The sequence below is a fragment of the Dyella sp. PARNA 12/25 genome, assembly GCF_055702865.1.
Window position 1 is genome coordinate 239922 of the sequence record NZ_JBVQCI010000003.1, and the last position, 16108, is coordinate 256029.

The 16108-nt window shown below is 62.4% G+C and carries 14 protein-coding genes; 3 read left to right on the forward strand and 11 right to left on the reverse strand.

Features of this window, described 5'->3' with window-relative positions; genetic code table 11:
- Positions 1–157 precede the first annotated feature (157 nt).
- From ccoP to ccoN, 4 genes are read right to left on the reverse strand one after another with little or no spacing between them, the layout of a single operon-like run.
- A complete protein-coding gene (gene ccoP, locus AC0GUR_RS08860) occupies positions 158–1060 on the reverse strand; it encodes a cytochrome-c oxidase, cbb3-type subunit III (RefSeq protein WP_472877091.1) in 903 nt (300 codons plus the stop codon).
- Positions 1057–1263: a cbb3-type cytochrome oxidase subunit 3 gene (locus AC0GUR_RS08865; RefSeq protein ID WP_472877092.1), complete on the reverse strand. Its 207-nt coding sequence runs from the start codon at positions 1261–1263 to the stop codon at positions 1057–1059. Before AC0GUR_RS08865 ends, ccoP begins: the two co-directional genes overlap by 4 nt.
- Complete coding sequence (gene ccoO / locus AC0GUR_RS08870) at positions 1260–1922, reverse strand: cytochrome-c oxidase, cbb3-type subunit II (protein ID WP_472877093.1); 663 nt, start codon at positions 1920–1922, stop codon at positions 1260–1262. The genes AC0GUR_RS08865 and ccoO overlap by 4 nt, the downstream gene beginning before the upstream one ends.
- A 10-nt stretch (positions 1923–1932) precedes the next feature.
- Positions 1933–3399 (reverse strand): cytochrome-c oxidase, cbb3-type subunit I, encoded by a 1467-nt coding sequence (gene ccoN, locus AC0GUR_RS08875; RefSeq protein WP_472877094.1) that lies wholly within the window; start codon positions 3397–3399, stop codon positions 1933–1935.
- Positions 3400–3641: 242 nt separating this feature from the next.
- On the opposite strand from ccoN, the gene fdxA reads away from it, so the two are divergent.
- On the forward strand, positions 3642–3965 hold the full coding sequence (fdxA, locus tag AC0GUR_RS08880; RefSeq protein WP_472877095.1) for a ferredoxin FdxA: 324 nt from the start codon (positions 3642–3644) through the stop codon (positions 3963–3965).
- A 5-nt stretch (positions 3966–3970) separates the two neighbouring features.
- Here fdxA and AC0GUR_RS08885 read toward each other — a convergent pair whose 3' ends face one another.
- The 4 genes from AC0GUR_RS08885 to AC0GUR_RS08900 all read right to left on the reverse strand — a co-directional run bounded on the left by AC0GUR_RS08885 (position 3971) and on the right by AC0GUR_RS08900 (position 9559).
- Positions 3971–5899, reverse strand: coding sequence for an FTR1 family protein (locus AC0GUR_RS08885; RefSeq protein ID WP_472877096.1), 1929 nt, complete (start codon positions 5897–5899; stop codon positions 3971–3973).
- Between the two features lie 73 nt (positions 5900–5972).
- On the reverse strand, positions 5973–6392 hold the full coding sequence (locus tag AC0GUR_RS08890; protein ID WP_472877097.1) for a group III truncated hemoglobin: 420 nt from the start codon (positions 6390–6392) through the stop codon (positions 5973–5975).
- Between the two features lie 31 nt (positions 6393–6423).
- A complete protein-coding gene (locus AC0GUR_RS08895) occupies positions 6424–7656 on the reverse strand; it encodes an NnrS family protein (protein ID WP_472877098.1) in 1233 nt (410 codons plus the stop codon).
- A gap of 160 nt (positions 7657–7816) precedes the next feature.
- Positions 7817–9559, reverse strand: a complete 1743-nt coding sequence (locus AC0GUR_RS08900) for an amidohydrolase (RefSeq protein WP_472877099.1) — start codon at positions 9557–9559, stop codon at positions 7817–7819.
- A gap of 271 nt (positions 9560–9830) precedes the next feature.
- On the opposite strand from AC0GUR_RS08900, the gene AC0GUR_RS08905 reads away from it, so the two are divergent.
- On the forward strand, positions 9831–11075 hold the full coding sequence (locus tag AC0GUR_RS08905; protein ID WP_472877100.1) for an OprO/OprP family phosphate-selective porin: 1245 nt from the start codon (positions 9831–9833) through the stop codon (positions 11073–11075).
- Positions 11076–11131: 56 nt separating this feature from the next.
- Here the strand turns inward: AC0GUR_RS08905 and AC0GUR_RS08910 are convergent, their stop codons facing one another.
- The 3 genes from AC0GUR_RS08910 to AC0GUR_RS08920 all read right to left on the reverse strand — a co-directional run bounded on the left by AC0GUR_RS08910 (position 11132) and on the right by AC0GUR_RS08920 (position 13647).
- Positions 11132–12565 (reverse strand): amidohydrolase family protein, encoded by a 1434-nt coding sequence (locus tag AC0GUR_RS08910; RefSeq protein WP_472877101.1) that lies wholly within the window; start codon positions 12563–12565, stop codon positions 11132–11134.
- 154 nt (positions 12566–12719) lie between these two features.
- The gene (msrB, locus tag AC0GUR_RS08915; RefSeq protein ID WP_472877102.1) at positions 12720–13199 is read right to left on the reverse strand and encodes a peptide-methionine (R)-S-oxide reductase MsrB; all 480 of its coding nucleotides are present in this window, start codon (positions 13197–13199) and stop codon (positions 12720–12722) included.
- 67 nt (positions 13200–13266) lie between these two features.
- Positions 13267–13647, reverse strand: a complete 381-nt coding sequence (locus AC0GUR_RS08920) for a TraR/DksA family transcriptional regulator (RefSeq protein WP_472877103.1) — start codon at positions 13645–13647, stop codon at positions 13267–13269.
- Positions 13648–13978: 331 nt separating this feature from the next.
- On the opposite strand from AC0GUR_RS08920, the gene fusA reads away from it, so the two are divergent.
- A complete protein-coding gene (gene fusA / locus AC0GUR_RS08925) occupies positions 13979–16108 on the forward strand; it encodes an elongation factor G (protein WP_472877104.1) in 2130 nt (709 codons plus the stop codon).

Sequence of the window (16108 nt, forward strand, 5' to 3'; positions counted from 1 at the left end):
TACCTTGTGCGGCGTGTCCACGGCGTCGTCAGAGTGTTGTGCGCCCAGTGCGATCATCCAAATGCAGCCGGCGAGCGACGCGCCGAAAATCGCCAGCCCCAGCCAGAGTATGGGTTGTCGATACCAGGCAGAGGCGGGCGATTTTGTGGGTGAGTGACTAGTCAGCATGGTCCGGATTGGAGAGGTGATACACGTAGGCGGCCACCACGCGGATCTGGTCATCGGTCAGTCGCGGACTCCATGCCGGCATCTGACCCTGGCGACCATTGCGGATGCTGTTCTCGATGTCGGACACCGTGCCACCGTGCAACCAGATCTTGTCGGTAAGGTTGGGTGCGCCAAGCGCCTGATTGCCCTTGCCATCCGGGCCATGACAAGCCGCACAGGTGGCGAACAGCGGTTTAGCGGCCGCCGCCTGTTGCTCGTTGTGCGGCGAGCCCGACAGGCTGAGCACGTACTGGGCAAGGTTCTTTACGTTCTCTTCGCCCAGGCTTGCCCAGGGGGGCATCACGCCACCGCGTCCGTCGTGGATGGAGGTGAAGATGGCCTTGCCGTCGCCGCCGTACAACCAGTCGTTATCGGTGAGGTCGGGCGCGCCCACCAGTTGGTTGCCTTTGCCCTCACGACCGTGACAGGCCGCGCAGTTATCCCGGAACAGGCGTTGGCCGGCCTGCTGCGCGTCCGGGTCGTGAGCGAGCTGCTCGATCGGATAGAGCGAGAAGCGTGACGTCACGTCACCAAGTTTGGCGTTGTTGGCGGCGGTGTGCTCGGCCAGCTCGCTATGCGAGGTCCAGTTCAACAGACCCTTGGATCGGCCGAAGCCAGGGAACAGCGCCAAATAGATAAAGCCGATGATGAACATGGTTGCCGACATCACGATCCACCAGCGCGGCAGATCGTGCACCCCTTCGCGCAGCACACCGTGGGCCCAGACGTGACCGCTGGTGCCGTCCTTCTGTACCGGAATCTTTGCGCGAGGCGCCCATAGAAACAGGAACAGCGTGATGCCCAGGTTCAACACAATCAGAAACATGATCCATAGCGACCAGAACAGGCTCATGGCTGCTGATCCTTTGCGTGCGCCTGTTGCGCTACGCGGTAGGGGTCCATGTCATCTTCCATCGGGAGTTGCGCCATGCGATCGAACGGCCTCTTGTGGCGGCTGCTCCACGCCCAGGCCCAGATGCAGATAAAGGTGACCATGATCACCACGATGATCACGCCGGTGAGGTGTCCCCAGAAATCGGCCCAGACGTCGCTCATGGCTCACCTCCATCACTGGCCGGTGCAGCTGACGCCGCGCCGGTGGCGGCCGGCTCGTTCTTGATGCCCAGGCCTTGCAGATAGGCAATCAGGGCCTGCATCTCGGTCTTGTCCTTCACCGCGTCCGGTGCGCCGGCGATATCAGCATCGGTGTATGGATCGCCCAGCTTGCGCAGCCCGCGCATGCGCGCCTGGATGTCAGCGCCGTCAAGTTTGGTCTTGGCCAGCCACGGGTAACCGGGCATGTTGGATTGCGGGACCACCTGGCGCGGATTCATCAGGTGCAGGTCGTGCCACAGGTCGGAGTACTTGCCGCCCACTCGCGCAAGGTCAGGGCCGGTGCGCTTGGAGCCCCACTGGAACGGACGGTCGTAGACCGACTCTTCCGCAATCGAGTAGTGGCCATAGCGCTGGGTTTCGGCGCGCAGGGCGCGAATCATCTGCGAATGGCACAGATAGCAGCCTTCGCGCACATAGATGTCGCGCCCAGCCAGGCGCAGCGGGTCATATGGCTTGACGTTGAGTGGCGCCTTGACCGCATGGGCTTCCATGAACAGCGGCGTGATCTCGGCCAGGCCACCGATCGACACCATCACGGCGGTGAGGATGCCGAGCAGGGCGGCGTGCTTTTCAATCGCTTCGAATTGTTTATAGGACATGGCGCGCTCCTCAACCGGCTGCCGGCAGGGGAGCTGGCACCTGATGCGGTTCCGGCTCGGGAATGGGCACAGGGATCGGCTTGATGATCCGGGCTCGCGCATCGGCCGCCGTATGCCACAGGTTCCAGGCCATCACCACCATGCCCGACAGCACCAGCACACCGCCAAACCAGCGGATGAGGTACATCGGCTTGATGGCGATAAGGCTGTCCAGGAACGAATAGGTCAGCGAGCCATCGGTGTTGGTGGCGCGCCACATCAGGCCTTCAGTGACGCCAGCGGTCCACATGGAGCCCACATACAGCAGCAGGCCGCTGAGGTGCAGCCAGAAGTGCAGTTCCATGGCGTTGCGTGAGTACATCGCCTCCTGGCCGAGTGCGCGCGGCGCCATGGCATAGAGCGAGCCGATGGTGATCATCGCCACCCAGCCGATGGCGCCAGAGTGCACGTGCGCAATGGTCCAGTCGGTGTAGTGCGAGAGCGAGTTGACGGTCTTGATCGCCATCATCGAACCCTCGAAGGTGGCCGCCGCGTAAAACACCAGCGAGATCACCATGAACTTGGCCGCCGGGTCGGTCTTCAACCGGTGCCAGGAGCCATTGAAGGTCAGCAGGCCGTTGGCCGCCGAGCCCCAGCTGGGCATCAGCAGAATCAGCGAGAACGCCATGCCGACCGACTGCACCCAGTCAGGCAGGGCCGTATACATCAGATGGTGTGAGCCGGCCCACATGTAGACCGAAATCAGCGCCCAGAAATTGACGATGGAGAAGCGGTAGCTCCACAGCGGCTGCTGCGCCTGCCGCGGCACGAAGTAGTACATCATGCCGAGGAAGCCGGCGGTGAGGAAAAACGCCACCGCGTTGTGGCCGTACCACCATTGCACCATGGCATCGACCACGCCCGAGTACACCGGGTACGACTTGGTGAGGCTGATGGGCAGCGCGATGTTGTTGACGATGTGCAGCAGGCCCACGGCGATGATGAACGCGCCGTAGTACCAGTTGGCGACATAGATGTGCCTGATGCGGCGGCGCGCCAGCGTGGCGAAGAACACGACGCCGAAGGACACCCAGACCACCGCAATCAGGATATCGACGAACCATTCGGGTTCTGCGTATTCCTTGCTCTGAGTGATGCCCAGGGGCATGGTCGTCATGGCCAGCACACACACCAATTGCCAGCCCCAGAAAGTCAACAGCGCCAACTTGGGCAACGCCAGCCGGGTGTGGCCAGTGCGCTGCACCACGTAATAGCAGGTGCCCATCAGGGCAGAGCCGCCGAAGGCGAAGATCACGCCGAAGGTGTGGTCAGGGCGGAGGCGACTGAAGGTCAGCCAGGGGATATCGAAATTGAGGGCGGGCCACATCAGCTCCGCGGCGACGTAAACGCCGACCGCCATACCGATGATGCCCCACACCGCAGCGGCTAATAGGAACAGTCGGACCACTCTGTCGTGGTAGTACTCGGTGTTCGGCATACGGAAACCACCCTCGTAAATTGGCGGGATGTTGCCCTGCAGAAACGTCGCACTTCGATGACACAGATCATTTTTTTGCGGCCGAGCCCCCACCACTCGCGTGGTACGTTGCCGCAGGTTGATGCCCCTCTGCCCATCATGCGACTTTCCCGTGCCGGTGTCTTCAGTAATTTCTCTGACATGAATCAGGGAGATAGGCCTGCTTCATGGGTACCCTGCGCGGTCAGGCCCGAGGGAAAAGCATGACCCACGTCGTCACCGAGAACTGCATCAACTGCAAGCACACCGATTGCGTGGAGGTGTGTCCGGTGGACTGCTTCCACGAAGGCCCCAACTTCCTGGTGATCGACCCAGATGAATGCATCGACTGCACTCTGTGCGTCGATGAGTGCCCGGTGGACGCCATCTACGCCGAGGGTGACGTGCCGTCGGGCCAGTCGGTGTTCATCACCATCAATGCGGAGCTATCCCGCCAGTGGCCGGTGATCACCGCCAAGAAGCCGGCCATGCAGGACGCCGCCGCCTGGGACGGCAAGCCCGGCAAGCGCGACCTGTTGATCCGCTGAAGGTGTCAGGCGGTACGCGCGCGCCAGCGATTGAAGGCAAAGCCGACCGCCAGCATCACAGCGACCGCGAGCTGGGCCAGCAGCGATTGCCAGGTGGGGTAGATACCCAATAGCTCGATGGAGGGCACTGGCGCCACTGTAACCCCGGTCCAGCCGGCCTCCTGCAGTGCCGCCACGCCTTTGCCGGTCAGCACGACGGCAAGCACGGCGATGAGCCCTGAGCTGATCGAGAAGAACAGTCCCAGTGGCAGGCGTCGGCTGGTGCGCAGCAGCACCCACGCGATCAGGCCCAGCACCAGCGCGCCGGCGGCGATGCCGGCGAGCAACCACACCCCTTGACCCTCGCTCCACAGCGCCGCGTAAAACAGGATGGTTTCGAACACTTCGCGGTAGACGGAGATGAAGGTCAGGCCAAACACGAACCACGCGGACTTCCGATCCAGCGCCGTCGCCATCTTGGACTTGAGGTAAGCCTGCCAGCGACCGCCGATGCTCTTCTGATGCATCCATAGGCCCACGCCAAGCAGTACCGCTGCGGCGAACAGCGAGGAGAGCCCTTCGGTCAGCTCACGGCTCGCGCCACTGATGGAGATGGCGTAGCGCGCGAAGGCCCATGTGATGACGCCAGCCAACAGCGCCAGCAGCCAGCCGGCATGCACATAGTGTGCGGCGTCATGACGATCGGCCTTTCGCAGAAAGGCGAGCAGCGCCACGACCACCAGCAAGGCCTCCAGTCCCTCGCGCACCAGAATGGTGAACGCGCCCAGGAAGATCGTCAGCGGATTGCTGGCCGCCTCGGCTACCGCGGCATCCGCCCTGACCAGCAGCGCGTCGATGGAGGCGGCGCTCGAAGCCACGTCATCAGCGCCCGCTTGCCTCGACAACTGTGTGCGGTAAGCGCCCATGGCCGTTTCAATCTGCGCGCGCAGGTTGGCGTCATGCGCGTTGAGCTGCGCTTCCACCGGTTCCACGCCGTCGAGATAAGCCGACAGCGCGAACTGACGTGACTCTTCGACAGAGCCGCTTCGATAGGCGGCTACGCTGGCTGCCAGTCGTGCACGCGCCAACGGAATACCGGCCAGCGCCTGGTGCACAGCCTGTGGGTGACTACGCAAGTAGCCCACGATCAGTCGTGCCTGCTCTTGACCCAGCGTATCCCCCAACTGGGTGACTCGGGCACGTGAGAGTTCGTTGAGTGAGGTGATGTCGCTGCGTGCAGTCTTGCTGTCCCGCCATGCCTGCTCGCCCTGAGTGGCCGCCTCCGGGTAAGCCAGCGCGCCAACGAAAAAGGCAAGGGCCCAGCGGTCATCATCGGAGAGCGTGGCGGCGTAACTCGTCATCGGCGTGCCTTCCACACCGTGCGTGATCACCTCGTAGAGCGAAAGCACACTGCGTTGGTCGGCGCGTGACTGGTCGGTGAAATCGACCGGGCGCGGCGACAGGGTCTGTCCGACCGGCCCGTCACCGCGGCCGCTCGCGCCATGGCAGGCGGCGCACTGCGCCTGGTACAGCGAAGCGCCGCGGGAGAGATCCGGCGTGTGCGACGGCGCGGTGGGGACGGGATACGCCTGCAGCAAGGCATCCGCCAACGCGTGCGCCTGTTGCGCCACATCGCCTTGCGTTGCCTTGGCGTCGATCGACGCCACGAGTGCGTCAGCATCGTGCACCAGGTTCGACGTGGCAGGTGAAGGCGGCAAACTGCGGATGCGCTCGCGAGCATTGCGCGCAAACTCGCGCATTTCGGCGTATTCCGAGCTGCTCACCACGGTGCCGTCGTGGACGGCGCCGGCGTAGTCAGTGGCGAGATAGTCCAGCATCTGCCACGTTTGCGAGACGGTGGCGGAAGTGTCTGGCGCTTGCGTGGCTGCACTGAGGTTGGCGCAGCCCAGCCAAAGCACGAGCAGGCAGAGCATCCACTTACTAATGCGAGTCATTCTCATCTAGTAAGTGTACACCGGTTTCCGTGCGCGTGCGGCGACGTAGCTCCTGACGTGTCGTTCCGTAGCGTCAGGACACGATGTGGAGCGGTCCGATCACCCGTGAAGGCTGCTGCAGGGACAGCCGGCCCATGTTCATCCCCATGCTCAGGCTCTGGGCGATACGCTCCGCCGTGCCAATGAACAGGTCAGCCACCGGCGGCTCGAATATCTCCAGTGTGGTTTCGCGCCATAGCCCCAGCCAGCGATGGAACAGCGCCTGCGGAAAGGGCGGCAGCGCGCGATGCACACCCATGGGATTGCCCTGGTAACGGCGTGAGCGCAGCACCAGCGACGACCAGAAGTCGCGCAGAAGTACTTTGTGCGCCGGCCAGTCTTCTATGGCTGCGTTGAAAACCGGGCCAAGCTGTTCGTCAGCGCGCACCTTGTCGTAGAAGCGATCGATCAAGGTGGCAATGCCTACTTCGTTGGCCTGCGGGAAAAGCGCCATGCGCAGGTCCTCCATCCAAAAATCGTTTGACTCAGCCGGGCTTGCCATCGCGGCGCGGCGTCAGATAGATCCACGCCGATCGCAGCACCCATGGCAGCAAAGCGAGCAGCCATAGCACCGCTGCCGCCACATAAACGGGCCAGGGATGCGGGGTGGCGTCCGCCAGCAGGCGAGCCACGGTGGCCGACTGGATGCCGATAAAGGCGATCCACGGAATGGTACCCATCGCCAGCGGCCTTCCGGAGTGACCATGTGTCACACGCGTCACCATGCCCACCAGCATCGAGCTGAAAAAGCCAATGGTTAGGGCGTGGAGAGGCGCGCGCCCCCAGCCGGTGCTCCCGTGTAGCCACAGCGTCAGGCTGTCGGCCGCAAAAAGGGTAAAGGCCAGTGGCAGCCAGGCCAGTGCGATATGCAGTACCGCGAGCAGCCCCGGTCGGCGGGCTTTCCACGGTTGCCAGGCCAGCCACTGCCACCACAACAATCCGGCCAGCGGTAGATCGGCCAACCAGCGCCAGCGGCTCGCGGCACAGAGCTCAAAAGCGAGGTGGGCAAGCGCGAAGATCCAGAGGCCGACCAGCGACCAGGTGGGTCGTACTACGCGATAGCCGGGAACCACATTGTTCGAGAAGAACGGCACCATGCGATGCGCCACGGTGAAGTACACCGGCAGCAGCAGGCCAAAGGTGCCGATATCAATAGCCGCCCGCATCAGCATCGGTGAAGCGCCGCAGGCAAAAGCTAGTGCGAGCGCCAGGCCGACGGCGCCAAAGGCGACCGAAGCAAAGGCCGAGCGAGCCCAGATGTCACGGTAATGGTTCTGGTGCAGCCGCAAACCCAGTGCTGCCGTCGCCACCAGCCAACCCACCAGCATCGCCAGCAGGCCGAAGGGCATGACGGCCGGTGCGCCGCTTTGTGCGGCAAGCACCAGCAAGCCGCCACCGAGAATCAACCCGAATACCGCGGCATACGTGCGGCGCGGCACATCGGTCAGATTCATCCAGCGTGGAAACACGGTGAGGAGAAAGCCAAAGATGAATGGCGCCAGCGTCGCGTACTGCATCAGGAAGCCGTGGGCCCACGCGACGGGCATGGCAGTGCGCGCGAACGGCAACCCCTTCCATGCGGCAATCAATGCCCATGTCCACCAGATCATGTTGCCGAGCAGGGCAACGGCGCCCAGCAAAAACATTGGCCGGTGCGGTGCGGCCAGCAGAACAGGCAGGGGCGAAATGGGCCGCTGCTGCGAGGTGACGGTAGACATGAGAGGTGGGATGGGACCGGATGAGAGCGAATAAAGTCTGGCAACGGCTACGGTGGCGAGGCCATGACCTGAGTCAGATTATGCTGACGGCTCGGGCTGTGAGCGTTTGTATATAACGCTCCAAGTGGAGAAAGTCCCGGCGGCCCATGGCGTAGGCAGGCTAGGGCCCCGAGGCGCGGCGCGGCGGCGACGCCGTCAACGGTGATTTCGTGCAACGGCTGCCAAAGTTCACGGGTGACCAGTCGGGCAGGATTGGTGGCGCAGCAAGATCGTGCGCGCGGAAGTCACCATCGGCATAGACCACGCGCCCATCCACCACGGTCAGCTCGGCGACGATCTGTCGGATCTGCTCGTCGGGTACCTCGAAATAATCCCGCGAGAGTACGGCGAAGTCGGCCAGCTGTCCGATGTCGAGCTGGCCCTTCGTGCCTTCCTCGCCAGAGAACCAGGCATTGGCTCGCGTGCACAGTGCAAGGGCGGTGCCGCGGTCAACACAATGTTGGGTGGGGTAGAGCGTTACACCGCCCACGGATTTGCCGGTGGTCAGCCAGTACAGCAAGGTCCACGGATCGTAGCTGGCCAGGTGCGTAGCATCGGTGCCTGCGCCCACGCGTACGCCCATCTCCAGCATGCGCTTCAACGGCGGCGCGTGTGCTGCAGCCTCGGCGCCATAGCGCTCCACGAAATAGTTTCCCTGATAGGCCATGCGGTGTTGCACGGCGATGCCGCCGCCGAGCTGGGCGATACGTGCCAGATTTCGGTCGGAGATCGTTTCTGCGTGGTCGAAGAACCAGGGCAGGCCTTGTAACGGTGTGTCGCGATCGACGCGTTCAAAGACATCCAGCGCACGGCTGATGGTCTCGTCATAGGTGGCATGCATGCGCCACGGCCACTTGCGCACGGCAAGCAAACGAATCACTTGCTCAAGGTCGTGCTCCATGCTTGGGGGCAAGTCGGGGCGCGGTTGCCGGAAGTTGCCATGATCGATCGCCGAATACACCAGCACTTCACCCGCACCCTGCAGTCGATAGAACTCGTCTCCGTCACCGCGTCGCTGGGTGGAAGTCCAACGCGTGAAATCACGCAACTCTTCGCCGGCCGTCGGCGCAGACAAGTGATGGGCGACACGAACCGTCAGCAAGTGGTGCTGCTGGAGTTCTTCGATGGCGCGGTAATCGTCGGGGTAGCGCAAGCGGCTGCCGCCCGCGTCGATGACGCTGGTGACGCCCAGCCGGTTGAGCTCGCGCATGAAGTGGCGCGTGGAATTGATCTGGTACTCGTAGGGCAGCGCCGGTCCGTGCGCCAGGGCGTCATCGAGCAGTGACGCATCAGGCGCGGCCAGCAACAGGCCTGAAGGCGCGCCCGAGCTGTCCCATTCGATATGGCCACCGGCTGGATCCGGCGTATCGCGTGTGTAGCCGCAGGCTCGCAATGCTGCGGCGTTGAGCAATGCACGGTCGCCAAGGTGCAGGATGAACACCGGCGTGGAAGGCGCCACCTGATTGAGTTCGTCGAGTGTCGGCAAGCGCTGCTCCGCAAACTGATGCTCACTGAAGCCGCCGGCCACCCGTACCCATTGCGGCGGGGGCGTGCGTGCTACCTGGTCGGCGAGCAGGCGCATGGCATCGTCCAGCGACGGCACCCCATCCCAGCGCAGTTCCAGGTTGTAACTGAGGCCGCCGCGAATGAAGTGGATGTGGGAGTCGATCAGGCCGGGGATGACCCGTCGCCGCCCCGCATCGATCACCAGCGTGGCCGGGCCGGCCAGTGACCGAATCTGACCATTGGTGCCAATCGCCGCGATGTGCCGGCCATGAACCGCCATGGCCTGCGCTTCCGGGCGGTGCGCCACGCCGGTGTGGATTCTTGCGTTGTAGACAATCAGTGTCGGATACGCAGTCATCGGTATCGCCTCGATATCGATCCCACCATCTGGACTCACAAATACGGCCTGATGCGTGGAGCTTTCGTGACTGGGCCCCTGACACGTCGGCAACGACTGTCAAGCAGCCGAAACAAGTTGCCCGCTGTGAAATGCATGTAGGGTCACCTGCAACAAGCGGCATGCAACTGGACGGCCAAACGGGAGTGTCGGCATGTGCATATGCACAAATGTCATTTCCTGGGGCCCTGAGGGATGGCCAGCATGGAATGACTCGTTAGGAGGCGAGCCTATGACCGGAAAACGACCACGTCACACCAAGCCGAAGCGGGTAGCACGCCGCGTGCTGTCGCTGTGTCTGCTGTCGCTGGCCTGGCCGGTGGTCTGTTCTGCCGACAACTACGACTTCTACGGCAACTGGCCCACCCATATCACCGCGTCGGACGGTACAGATGTGGGGCTGGCTGTGCTTTACCAGTACGACGTCAACCGGTTCTCCAACGATGGTGGCCGGTTCGAGGATGCGGCCACCAACCGGCGCAAATACCTGGGTTTCTACATACGCAAGCCGGGCTTGTATGACGCCATCGTGCAATACGACTTTCAGGCCAACGTGTGGGCGGATGCGTTCGTGCGTTTTCGCAGCAGTGGTGTCGTCGGCCAGGATCTAGGCAACTTCCGCTTTGGCTATTCGAAGACGCCAGTAGGCTTTGAAGGTGTCACCAGCACCTCGGCCACCACCTTCATTGAGGCCGCCTTGCCAACCCAGGCTGTGTGGGAAGGGCGGCGCGCCGGTGTGGATTGGGCGTTCGTGCGCCAGCACTTCATCATCAATATCGGCGACTATTTCTGGCGCAAGGACCTCGACGGCAATAATCCGGGGCGCACCTGGGCGGGTCGTGCGGCCTGGATGCCTCTTAATCAGCCGGGTAAGGTGCTGCACCTCGGAGTGTCCGCATCGCGCGAGAAGCTGGACTGGGCTGACCAGGGCAAGGTGCCGCCATCCGCGCGCTTGCGAGCGCGTCCCGAAGATGGCTTGTCGCCGATTCGCCTGGTCGATTCCGGCAATCTGCCATACAGCAAGAGCGTGAATCGCCAAGGGTTCGAGGCGTTGTGGATCGATGGCCCCTGGTCCGTCCAGGGCGAATACCTGCAGGCGCAGGTGGATCGCTATCACGGTAAGCCCGACTACGACGTGCACGGCTTCTACGTGTTCACCACCTGGACGCTGACCGGCGAGGCTCGTTACTACAGTGACGGCAACGTCGGCGACCGGCGCTACAACGGGCGCGACCTGCAAACCATTCGCCCTGCTCACGCATGGGGTGCGGTGGAACTGGCGGTGCGCTACAGCGAGCTCGACCTCACTGATGGCGCCATTACGGGCGGCAAAGAGCACGACTGGACGCTAGGCGCCAACTGGTACATCGGCGAGCACCTGAAAGTGCAGGCCAACTATGTCTGGGCGTTCAGTGATCGCGGCCGGCTACAGGTCAATCCGCAGATCTTCGAAATGCGGGCGCAGGTGTACTTCTGAGTCGGGTGGTCGATGTCGCTGCCCCCGCGTCGGGTGCAGCGACACATCCAGCTCGTTTAGTGCAGACCCACGGTGCCGCGCATCGAGTCGAAGATCTTTTGAGTGTCGTAACCCACACCGTTCTTGAACACGAGTGGCATGTGCTCGATGGCGTTGGTGTCCTTTGAGGGGTCACCCTCGATCACCGTCAGGTCGGCGCGTTTGCCAACGGCCAGCGTGCCCACGTCCTTGTCGCGTCCCAGATATCTGGCGCCATTGAGCGTGGCGATCTTCAACGCCTGTTCGAAGCTGAAGCCCGCTTCCACCAGCAGCTGCACCTCACGCTTGGATGAGTAGCCAGGTACCACGCCGCCATAACCTGTGGGGTCGGTGCCGGCCAGCAGCAGGCCGCCGGCCTCGGCAAACTGTTTCTCCAGTTTCGCCAGCTTGAAATAGGTGTCTGCGGAGAATCGGCCCTTGTTGTCCTGCACCTTGTTCCAGCTTTTTTCGTACTGATCACGTACTTCGGGCAGCATCAGGCCCAGTGCTCCCTGCGGTGCCTTGGGGCGGCCGGCGACAAAGGTCTCAAACACGGTCAATGTCGAGGTGAGCGCGACATGGTGGTCCACCATCAGATGAATCAGTGATCTGACCTCCGGTGACGATGGATCGAGTGCGGTTTGCGACTGGGTCACATCGGGGCCGCGTGGGCACTCGTCCGGATGTTTGTCCTTCACGAAGTCCGTGGCGACAAAGAAGCCATGTTCGAGGTTGTCGATGCCCATATCCACCGCTTCGCGATAAGTCACCGAGCACAGATGCGCCGTGACCTTGCTGCCGCGGCGGTGCGCCACATCGATGACGCGCTGCAGTTCAGGGCGCGTGATCTGCATATACGCCTTGTACGAGGTCACGCCCTCATCCGCCCAGTAGTTGACGGTGCGTTCGGCATCGTCCGCGTCCTTGAGCACGTGCACGGCGGGAATCGGCAAGCCGGGCCCGTTGAGGTACGGACCGGTGATGTCCATGTCGGGGCCGATGGCGTCGCCGCGCGTGATGGCATCGCGCACATTGATATCGGCATAAGGCATCATCGAGCCCGCCGTGCGCATGGTGGTAGTGCCGCCGGCAAGGTAGAGGCGGGGAAAGCTGAAGCTCATTTCGTTGTATTCGACGCCACCGGCCGGATAGAACATATGCTCATGCACCATCACGAAACCGGGCAACAGCGTTTTGCCGCGAGCATCAATGATTGTCGCGCCATCAGGCAGCTTCACTTTGCTGCTTTTTCCGAGAGCGGTGATGCGCCCCTTCTCGATGACAAGCGTCTGGTCGTGTGCCGGCTTCGCGCCGGTGCCGTCGATCAGTGTGGCGTGGGTAAACGCAATCACTGGCTGATCGTACGCCACCACATCCTTGCCATTGGCCGGCTTGCTGTCGGCGGCCCATGTGGATGCCGATACCAGCAAGCCACTCAAAATCATCGCGCAAAGCGAACGCTGTCGTGCCATGGTGCTCCCCACCCCTGAAGATGGGGCATCCTAACAAATCAGACCCATCTCGCTGATCGGCCGGCTTTCAGTAGTGCAGCCGTGACTTGGCCACCCTCGGCCGCAGGCTCAATACTGTCATTCAGGTGGCGAAAGTAGCTTGATCTGCCGTTGTTCAAAATGGCCAGGCGACCCCCTCGGGCGCGCCTCGCTTCAGCTTGTCGGGCAGCAGGTCGGTCGAGGCCACGAATTCCAGCGAAACGGAGTTGATGCAGTAGCGTTGGTGGGTGGGCGGCGGTCCGTCGTCGAACACATGGCCTTGATGGCTACCGCAGCGCGCGCAGCGGATTTCGGTGCGCACCATGCCGTAGCTGGTGTCGCGAATGGTGGCGAGGTGCGCCTCGTTGAAGGGCGCGGTGAAGCTGGGCCAGCCGGTGCGGCTGTCGAACTTGGTGCCCGCCAGAAAGAGCGGCAGCCCGCACAGGCGGCAGCAATAAACCCCGGCACGCTTCTCGGTAAGCAGCACGCCACAGAACGGTGCTTCCGTGCCGTGCTTGAGCAACACGTCCATCTCGCTGGCGGTGAGCCTGGCGGTAAGCTCGTCCCATTGCGGTGGCGTGGGTGGCGACAGATCGAACGGCGTGGACACGCTCACGGCACCGCTCCTTGGCGTTCCTTGGTGGAGAAGGGCCTTGTTGGGGCGTGGACCAGCGGTGGCACGTTCAGTCGCTCCGCTCGCGGGCCTTTTCTTCATCGATAGTCAGGATGGCCTCTGGCGTCGCCTCCAGACGTGCCATCGGTATGCGCTCACCACTGAGGTCGGAGAGCCCATAGGTACCGTCGTCGATCTTTTGCAAGGCGCGCTCGATGTCGTGGACGCGCTGTTCGTCCACGTCGTGTTGCGCCTGTCGCACCTCCTCGATCTCGAGGTCTTGCGCCGTATCCTCGAACTCTTCGGCCTCGTCGCCAAACTGCTCCGTGTAGGAGCGGAGTCGTGCGTTCACGGTCAGTTCGCTACCCAATACCTGGCGGCGCAGGGCTTCCAGACGTTCGCGCTGGTGTGCAATGAACTCCGGACTCAACGGGGCCTGATCGGCGGACATGGCATCTCTCCATCGGGCAGGATGAAAAGCAAGTGTTGGCCCTGTAGCTATCGCACAGGCATTGTTTCAATGTGGTGAAGAGTTGCGCCAGCGCCAAGGGTGAGGTGCGGTTCCTGTCGCCACGCCTTTGACGGTGTGACGTCAGGTGGCGTTGAGTCCTCTGCCTGAGGCGAGGCTTGCGTCATGGTCGGGTTTTTCCATGAGCCTTGACGACCATGAGGTTCACGGCGCATTGATGGCGCACCGGATGACCCTATATCGGACGCCATTCCGGACGGCCGCCGCGCGGCTGTTAGACCGGTTTGGGCACGGACCTTTGAGGCAGGACTACATGACACGCAAGAAAGCGCTTCCTCTGTACCGCAACATTGGCATCATCGCGCACATCGATGCGGGCAAGACCACCACGACCGAGCGCATTCTCTATTACACGGGGAGGAAGCATCAGATCGTCGACGTGCACGACACCAAGGAAGGCAAGGGCTCGACCACCACCGACTATCTGGAGCAGGAGCGCAAGCGCGGTATCACCATCCAGTCCGCCGCGGTGTCGACCGAGTGGAAGGGTTACCAGATCAACCTGATCGATACACCCGGCCACGTCGATTTCACCATCGAGGTGAATCGCAGTCTGCGCGTGCTGGATGGCGCCGTCGTGGTGTTCGACGGTGTGGCCGGCGTGGAGCCGCAGACCGAGACCAATTGGCGTCTGGCGGATCAGTACAACGTGCCGCGCATCTGCTACGTCAACAAGATGGATCGCATCGGCGCGAATTTCGCCCATTGCGTCAAAGGCATCCGCGAGCGCCTAAGTGCCAACGTCTTGCTGTGTCAGGTGCCGCTGGGCAGCCATGATGAGTTCATCGGCATGGCCGACCTGGTGGCCGGCGTCGGCTATCTGTGGAAAGGCGACGACAAGGACAGTGCCTGGGACACCGTGCCGCTGGACGAAATTGCCGGGCGGGTGAAGTTCTCCACCGTGGGTGACCAGGCGTGGGTGCATGATCTGGCCCGACTGCGCCAGGAAACCCTGGAGTACGCGCTGGCGATGGATGATGCTGCGTTTGATCGCTTGATTGAAACTGGCGAGTTCGACCAGGAAACGCTGAAGCGCTGCATTCGCGAGGGCTGCGTGTCGGGCAAGCTGGTGCCGGTGTTCTGCGGGTCGTCCTATCGAAACAAGGGTGTGCAGCAGTTGCTGGATGGCGTGGTGGATTACCTGCCGTACCCAGGCGAAAACGGCGGCATTGCGTTGGTGGATGAAGATGGTCACGTGATCGGCGAACAAGGTGTGGTCGACGACGCGCCAGCGCGCGCGCTTGCCTTCAAGGTGATCAACGATCAGTTCGGCACGCTGACTTTTTGCCGTATCTATTCGGGTGTGATCAGCAAGGGCGACAGCTTGCTCAATGTCACGCGCGGCAAGAAGGAGCGGATCGGGCGCATCGTGGAAGTGCAGGCCAATGCGACCAAGGAAATCGATGAGGTTCGTGCCGGCGACATTTGCGCCTTTGTGTCGATGAAGGAAACTGAGACGGGCGATTCGCTGGCCGATCCCGCGCATCCGGCCTTGCTGGAGCGCATGCGTTTCCCTGATCCGGTGATCAGCGTGTCGGTGGAACCCAAGCATCGCAATGACGTGGATAAGTTGTCGGCAGCCATCTACAAAATGGTGAAGGCCGACCCTTCGCTACAGCTGGAAGTGGACAAGGAGACCGGTCAGACCGTGCTCAAGGGAATGGGCGAATTGCACCTGGAAGTCACCATCGACCGGATGCGTACGGAGCTGGGCGTGGACGCCAACATGGGTAAACCCAAGGTGAGCTTTCGCGAGGCGTTTGGACGTCCGGTGGAACACACCTATACCCACAAGAAGCAATCGGGTGGCTCAGGTCAGTTCGCCGAAGTCACCATGGTGTTCGAGCCCCTGGCGTCCGGTAGTGGCGTGGTGTTTGCCGATGAGATCGTGGGTGGTCGCGTGCCTCGCGAATACATTCCAACCGTGGAGCACGCGGTGCGGGTGGAGTCACGCGAAGGGCAGGTGGCAGGCTACGAAGTGGTCGACTTCAAGGCGCGGCTTATCGATGGCAAATTCCATGACGTGGACTCCTCGGCGCTGGCTTTCGAAATCGCCACCCGTCAATGCTTCCGCGAGGCGCAGCGCTTGAGCAAGCCCAAGCTGCTGGAGCCCGTGATGCGGCTGGAGGTGGTGACCGAAGCGGACTATCTCGGTGATGTGATCGGCGATATCAACCGTCGCCGCGGCAGCGTCAGTGACCAGGGGCAGCGTGGTTCGCAAGCGTTCGTGCAGGGTTTCGTGCCGCTGTCGGAGATGTTCGGTTACATCAACTTCCTCCGCTCGGCGACCCGTGGCCGCGGCACGTACACCATGGAGTTCGATCACTACGAGGAAGTGCCCGCCAGCCTGGTGGATACGCTGATGGAGAAAGAGGCGAAGTAA